This is a genomic window from Variovorax boronicumulans NBRC 103145 (assembly GCF_001591345.1).
GTDB classification, from domain to species: domain Bacteria; phylum Pseudomonadota; class Gammaproteobacteria; order Burkholderiales; family Burkholderiaceae_C; genus Variovorax; species Variovorax boronicumulans.
This window is the reverse complement of the sequence record NZ_BCUS01000192.1, coordinates 1-7,272: the sequence shown is the minus strand read 5'-3', so window position 1 is coordinate 7,272 and position 7,272 is coordinate 1. Positions and strand designations below refer to the sequence as shown.

The 7,272-nt window shown below is 69.9% G+C and carries 4 protein-coding genes; 1 reads left to right on the top strand and 3 read right to left on the bottom strand.

Annotation, left to right across the window (positions count from 1 at the left end; translation table 11 throughout):
- The 3 genes from VBO01S_RS30065 to VBO01S_RS30055 all read right to left on the bottom strand — a co-directional run.
- The coding region (locus VBO01S_RS30065) for a sensor histidine kinase (protein ID WP_255221244.1) at positions 1-1,247 on the bottom strand (1,247 nt) is incomplete at its 3' end.
- Positions 1,248-1,913 (bottom strand): response regulator, encoded by a 666-nt coding sequence (locus VBO01S_RS30060; RefSeq protein ID WP_062482520.1) that lies wholly within the window; start codon positions 1,911-1,913, stop codon positions 1,248-1,250.
- Positions 1,914-1,939: 26 nt separating this feature from the next.
- The gene (locus VBO01S_RS30055; protein WP_062482518.1) at positions 1,940-2,947 is read right to left on the bottom strand and encodes a Bug family tripartite tricarboxylate transporter substrate binding protein; all 1,008 of its coding nucleotides are present in this window, start codon (positions 2,945-2,947) and stop codon (positions 1,940-1,942) included.
- A 276-nt stretch (positions 2,948-3,223) separates the two neighbouring features.
- On the opposite strand from VBO01S_RS30055, the gene VBO01S_RS30050 reads away from it, so the two are divergent.
- On the top strand, positions 3,224-7,272 hold a 4,049-nt coding region (locus tag VBO01S_RS30050; RefSeq protein WP_255221243.1), incomplete at its 3' end, for an autotransporter-associated beta strand repeat-containing protein.

Sequence of the window (7,272 nt, the reverse complement as noted above, 5' to 3'; positions counted from 1 at the left end):
AAGGTGGCGCGCTCGTCGTCGTTCAGGCCGGGGCCGTCGTCCTCCACGTTGAGGCTCCAGCCCGCGGCGTCGCCGGCCGCGAAGAGCGTGATGGTGCCGGCCGCCGGCGTGTAGGCGATGGCGTTGGCCACGAGGTTGCTCAACGCCTCGCGCAGCAGGCCGCGGTCGCCCACCGCGTGCAGGTCGGGCGAGGGCGCATGGATGCCCAGGTCGATGCGCTTGGCGCGCGCCAGCGGCAGCAGGTCGACCGCCACTTCGCGCAGCAGCTCGGCGGTGTCGAATTCGGCCGGTGCCACGGCCACGGTGTCGCTGCGGCCCAGCGCCAGCAGCTGCTGCGCGCTGCGCGTGGCGCGGCCGATCTCGGCGCCCAGCGCGTCGAGCGCGGCGCGCACCTGCGCCGGGTCGTCCTCGCGGCGCGCGTAGTCGGCCTGCATCTGCAGCGTGGTCAGGTGCGTGCGCAGCTGGTGCGAGGCGTCGTCGAGAAACTGCCGTTGTTGTGCGACCAGTTCCTGCGTGCGCGCCATCTGCTGGTTCACGGCGGCCACCAGCGGGCGCACCTCGGCGGGCAGGTCGGTCTCGGCGATGCGCGTGAGGTCGTCGGGCGTGCGTGCCTGCACCTCGCGCGCCAGCCGCGACAGCGGGCGCAGCGCCGCGGCCAGCGCCAGCGCGGTGCCGCACAGCAGCATCGCGAGGATCAGCCCGTCGCGCAGTGCGGCGCTGCGCACGAAGCGGCTTGTGAATTCCTGGCGCGAGCGCGTGCTCTCGCCGACCTGGATCAGCACGCTGCGCCCGGTGCTGCCGGCCGGCGCGCGGTCCAGGTCGCGCCGGTAGGCCGCGAGCCGCACGGCCTCGCCGAAGTAGGTGGCATCGTAGAAGGCCGGCACGCCCATCGCCGGCTCGACGGGCGGCGCGGGCAGGTCGGCGCTGCCCAGCTCCACCAGCCCGTCGGAGGTCGCGACGCGAAAGAACACCTGCCCGCTGGCCGTGAGCTCGAAGAACTCGAACATCGTGTAGGGCAGCTCGACCGACAGCCCGCCCGAGGCCGTGGAGATGTTCGCGTCGATCGACTTGAGCGCGCCCAGCAGCGAGCGGTCATACGCGGCGTTGGCGGCGGCCAGCGCGTCGTGCCGCGTCATCCACAGCTCGATGCCCGTCACCAGCAGCAGGGCGGGGAACAGCAGCAGCGCGAGCCGCTGCCACAGGCTGGTGCGGCGCAGGCGGTCGGTGAAGCGGCGCAGCGCGCTCACTCAGTCCGCTTCCAGCACGTAGCCCAGGCCGCGCAGCGTGACGATGCGCACGCCGCTGCCGTCGAGCCGCTTGCGCAGCCGGTACACCAGCACCTCGATCGCTTCGAGGTGCACCTCGTCGTCGTCGGAGAACACGCGGTCGAGGATCTGCTGCTTCGACAGCGGCTCGCCGCTGCGCTGCACCAGCGCGCGCAGCACCGCCTGTTCGCGCGGCGACAGGGCGAGCGCCTCGCCGCCCAGCGTGAACTGCCGGCGCGCGCCGTCGTACACCAGCGGCCCGCAGGCCAGGCGCGGATGCTCCACGCCGCGCGCGCGGCGCACCAGCGCGTGCAGCCGCGCTTCCAGCTCGGCCAGCGCGAAGGGCTTGGCGAGGAAGTCGTCGGCGCCCGCGTTGAGGGAGGCGACGCGCTCGTCCAGCGAATCGCGCGCCGTGAGGATCAGCGCCGGCAGCCGCTGGTCGCGTTCGCGCAGCCGCTGCAGCACCGTGTGCCCGTCCATGCCGGGCAGGCCCAGGTCGAGCACCAGCGCGTCGTGGTCGCGCTGCTGCAGCGCCCGGTCGGCCAGCCGGCCGTCGTCCACCCATTCGACCTGGATGCCCGCATGCTCCAGCGCCTTGCAGAGCCAGGTGCCCAGGGTGTGTTCGTCTTCGGCCAGCAGGATGCGCATGGCGCCGATGCTAGGGCCTGCCTGCCTCAATCAGGCTTGATGTTTGCCCTTGCGATGACCTTCTGCCAGCGGTTCTGTTCGGCGGTGATGAACTGCGCGAACTGCTCCGGCGTGCCACCCACGGCCTCGGCCGCATCGGCCGTGAGCCGCTGCATCGAGTCGGGCGACTTCACGGCCTTCATGGTCTCGGCCGACAGCTTGGCCATCTGCGGGGGCGTGATGCTGGCCGGTGCCAGCATGCCGTACCACTGCGTCATCTCGAAGCCGGGGAAGCCCTGCTCGGCCACGGTCGGCACGTCGGGCAGTTGCGCCAGGCGCTTGGCCGAGCCGGTGGCGATGCAGCGCACCTTGCCGGCCTTGATGAACGGAATGATCGCCGCCGCGCCGATGGCCGAGGCATCGAGCCGGCCCGAGAGCAGGTCGGTCACCATCGGGCCGGTGCCGCGGTAGGGCACGTGCAGCATGAAGACCTCGGCGGTCATCTTCAGGTACTCGAAGGCCAGGTGGCCGGCGCTGCCGTTGCCGGCCGAGCCGTAGCTGAGCTTGCCGGGCTTGCTCTTGGCATAGGCGATGAATTCCTTGAGGTTCTTCGCCGGCACGTCGGGGTGCACCACGTACAGGCTGGGCACCTTGGCCAGCAGGCTCACGGGCTTGAAGTCCTTGTTCGCGTCGTAGGGCAGCTTGGCGAAGATGTAGGGGTTCACGGCCAGCGTGCCGATGTGGCCGAGGATCAGCGTGTGCTGGTCGGTGGCGCGCGCCACCTCGCTCATCGCGATGTTGCCGGCCGCGCCGGGCTTGTTGTCGACGAACACGCTCTGGCCCAGCGTGCGCGACAGCTCGGCGGCGGTGGAGCGCGCCACGATCTCCGAGCTGCCGCCCGGCGCGAAAGGCACGACGAAGCGGATCGACTTGCTGGGCCAGGCGTCTTGCGCCGAAGCCATCGAAGGCAGCAGGCCGCCGAGGGTGAGGGCGCCGCCGGCTTGCAGCCAGTGGCGGCGGCTCAGGGGAACGTCGGTGGGGAAGCGGTCGGACATGGCTTGTCTCCAGAATTTTTTGGATGGAAGCCCGCATCCTGCCGGGCGGATGCTGTCGGAATGCTGTCAGTGCCTCTCTGGATGGAGCCCGGAGTCGAACGGGATGGCGTCGCGCTGCCGGTCGCGAACTCGCACTCAATGGCGCGGGCTTCGGAATGTTGTGGCTTCAAGACACTTCCTCGCCTTCCATTCGGTCCTTCACCGATTTCTCGCGTTCACGGGACCTCGAGTTCATCGGCTAGATAACATCGGTTTACAAAATTGGAGGAGAGACTTGTGAACCACATCTACCGCGTGATCTTCGACCGTCGGCTGGGCCGGTTTCGCGTTGCATCGGAACTGGCGAAGGGCTGCGGCAAGGGCAGCGGCACGGCGACAGTGGCGGGCGCTGCGCTCGCGTTTTTGGCGACCAGCTTCTTTCCGGCGCAGGCGGTGTGCACGGTTGCATTCAACGACGTGACCTGCGACGGTGCCGCCCCCCTGCTGGCGCCGGACTATGCGAACGGCGCCAGCAACCTGAACGTCACGGTGAACGCCGGGGCGACCGTCGGCGTGCTGCCGGGTGGAAGCGGCAGCGCAATGACGCTGACGGGTTCCGACATCAAGCTCACGAACAACGGCCAGATCGATCCGCTGCTGTTCGGCAACGACACCGCGAACCTGTCCACGGGCGTCGTGATGGGCAACGGCGGGGCCAGTACGGCCACCGTCATCAACAACGGGACGATCAGTGGCACCAGGGATGCGTCCGTCGGCCTGGCCGGCCTGGCGCTCGCGCTGCAGAACGGCGGCGGCATCACGACGATCACCAACAACGGAACGATGACCACCGGGGCTATCGCCAAAGCGACACTGGCCGAGGCCGATGCAGCGGCGGTCGCCGTCTATGGTGGCGGCCAGATCAACATGGTGAACACCGGCACGATCACCGGCCGCATCGCGTTCGAGAGCCCGACTTCCAGCGGCAACAGTTTCACCAACGCGGGCACGATCAACGGCAGCGTTTCGCTCGGCACCGGGGCGCGCAACGATACCTTCATCGCGGCCACCGGCTCGTCCATCAACGGCGGACCGAGCCTGGTGCCGGCCACTGCGGTGGCGGCGCCGTCGGGCGGCACGCTGAACTTCGCGGCCGCCGGCACGGTCGATGCGGGCGTTGGTGGCACCGACACGTTGGTGCTGCGCAACGCCGGCGGTGGTGCTGGCTCGGGCGAGATCAAGGCCGCGCAGTACCTGAACTTCGAGAACCTCCAGGTCAACAGCGGCACCTGGACCCTGAACGGCCCGGTGGTCAGCGGCAGCGCCCTGCTCAACGGCGGCGTCGCGATCTTCGATGACGCAGGCGCCTTCGGCACCGGCACGCTGATGGGCAACGGCGGCGCGATCCAGGCCGCGGCGAACGGCCTCACGCTGGCCCAGAACGTGAACCTTGTCGGCAGCCTGACCGTGCAGGGCAACAACAACTTCACGTTGGGCGGCACCGTCAGCGGCATCGGTGGCCTCATCAAGAACGGCGCCGGCACGCTCACGCTGAGGGGCAACAACAACTTCTTCGGCGGCACGACGATCAAGGGCGGCATCCTGCAGATATCGGGCGACGCCAACCTCGGCGCGTTCGGCACGGGCCTGGCGCTGGATGGTGGCACCCTGCGCATCGCCGCGGGTTCCGCGCCATCCTTCAGCATGCGCAACGTCGCGCTCGGCTCCGGCGGCGGCACGATCGATCTGGGCGACAACTTCTTCGGCGTGGCCGGCGCCATCACCGGCAACGGTTCGCTCACCGTCACTGGCAAGGGCGGCTCCCTGAGCCTCATGGGGGCCAACAACTACAGCGGCGGCACGGTGCTGCAGGACCGCGTGAGCATCTTCACCACCGTGAGCGACGTGTTCGGAAGCGGCGCGGTGCAGCAGCAGGGCGTCGGCTCGCAGTTGATCTTCAGCGACAAGGCGAGCGCCGGCGGCAACGCGTACACGGTGGGCCGCGCCGCAGGCGGGGACAGCGGCAACACGCTGTCGTTCGCCCAGGGCGCCACGGCCGCTTCCTCGAAGATCACGCTCAATGGTGCGACCTGGCAGATGGGCGGCGCGAACGCGTTGCAGTTTGGCGGCAATTCAAGTGCCGATGCATCGACCATCACCAACGCGGGCGGGGCGATCAACTTCTTCGAGAGCGCCAGCGCCGGGACGGCGACGATCACCAACGGAAGCAACAGCCTGTTGGCCTTCGGCCAGACGTCCACGGCCGGCAGTGCGCAGATCGTCAACACGGCCGGCGGGCTGGTGCGCTTCGTCGATGCCGCGACGGGCACGAGTGCCTCGGTCGCCAACGCCACAGGCGCCACGCTCGACGTGTCGGGCGCGACGGGCAAGCCCCCGCTTGAACTCGGTGCGGTTTCGGGTGGCGGCGCCGTCGTCCTGGGCGCCACGCAGCTCGCGCTCGGCGGCCTGGGCCGCAACGACACGATCTCGGGCACCGTCAGCGACAAGGGCAGCATCTTCTCGCAGCCAGGTTCGGGCACAGGCGGCTCGATCGTCAAGGTGGGCGCAGGCACGCTCACGTTGAGCGGCGCCAATACCTATACCGGCGGCACCACCATCGCAGCCGGCACGCTGAACGTGAACAACGTGAGCGGCAGTGCGACCGGCAGCGGCGCGGTGCGAGTGTTCGGCGGCGGGACGCTGGCGGGCAACGGCAGCATCGCGGGCGCGGTCACCATCTCCAAGGCCGGCGTGCTGTCGGCCGGCAATGGTGGTGCCGGCACGCTGACGCTTGGCAGCCTGAGCCTCTTCGAGGGCGCGGTGCTCAACTACGACCTCGGCCAGGCCGGCACTGACGGCGGTTCGCTCAACGACCTGGTCAAGGTCAACGGCAACCTGCTGCTGGACGGCACGCTCAACGTGGCGCAGTCCAAGGGCGGCCAGTTCGGTGCGGGCATTTACCGCCTGATCGACTACACCGGCACGCTCACCAACAACGGCTTGGACATCGGCAGCGTGCCGGTTGCGGCCACAGACCTTCAGGTGCAGACCTCGGTGGCCCAGCAGGTCAACCTGGTCAACCGCGCGGGCCTCGAGCTGAAATTCTGGGACGGCGGCGACGCCGGCAAGTACAACGACGGCAAGATCGCCGGCGGCGCGGGCACCTGGCGCGTGGGCGTGCCCGGCGACGGCTGGACCGGCACCGACGGCAAGATCAACGCGGCGTGGGCACAGGACCAGGTCGCGGTGTTCGGCGGCACGGGCGGCACCGTCAATGTCAGCAACGCGGGCGGCACGGTGCGCATCATCGGCGCGCAGTTCGCGGCCGATGGCTATGTGGTGCAGGGCGATGCGATCGAACTCGGCGCCTCGGGCACGGTGGTGCGCGTGGGCGATGGCTCGGGCACCGACACCGCGCGCAGCGCGACGATGAATGTCGCGCTCACCGGCACGGGCGGCCTGGTCAAGGACGACGTGGGCACGCTGGTGCTGCGCGGCACCAGCAGCTACACCGGCGGCACCACCGTCAAGGCCGGCGTGCTGGTGGGCGACACGCTGAGCCTGCGAGGCAACATCGTCAACAACGCGGAGGTCGTCTTCGACCCGAACCTGTTCGTCGTCGGTTCCTATAACGGCGCGATGAGCGGCAGCGGCCGGCTGCGCAAGATCGGCGGCGGCATTCTGCTGCTGGGCAGCGCGAACAGCTACACGGGCGGCACCTTCGTCGATGGCGGCTTGCTCTCCACCGATGTCACCGGCGCCCTGGGCAGCGGCCCGGTGAGCGTCGCGGCCCCCGGCAGGCTGCTGTTCGGCATCAACGCCGATGCGGGCGGCGCGGCCATCTACAACCAGGGCTCGGTGCGCTTCCAGACAAAGGCAAGCGCCGGCACGTCGACCATCACCAACGCCGCGGGCGGGGTGCTGGACTTTGCCGACTACGCCTCGGCCGACAAGGCCACGGTGATCAACCAGGCCGGCGCGCAGGTGCGCATCGACCAGGCGGTCATCGGCGTGAGCTTCGGTTCGCTCAGCGGCGCGGGCGATCTGGTGCTCGGCGGCAGCGCACTCACGCTCGGCGGCAGCGGCGGCGACAGCACCTTGTCGGGCACGATCAGCGGCACCGGCGGTGCCGGCGGCTCGATCATCAAGGAAGGCGGCGGCACGCTCACGCTGACGGGCGCCAACACCTACACCGGCGGCACCCAGGTAACTGGCGGCACGTTGAGCGTGAACAACAAGAGCGGCAGCGCCACGGGCACGGGTGGCGTGCAGGTGCGGACGGGCGCCACGCTCGCGGGCAGCGGCACGATCGCGGGCGCGGTCTTCGTCGCCGACGGCGGCATCCT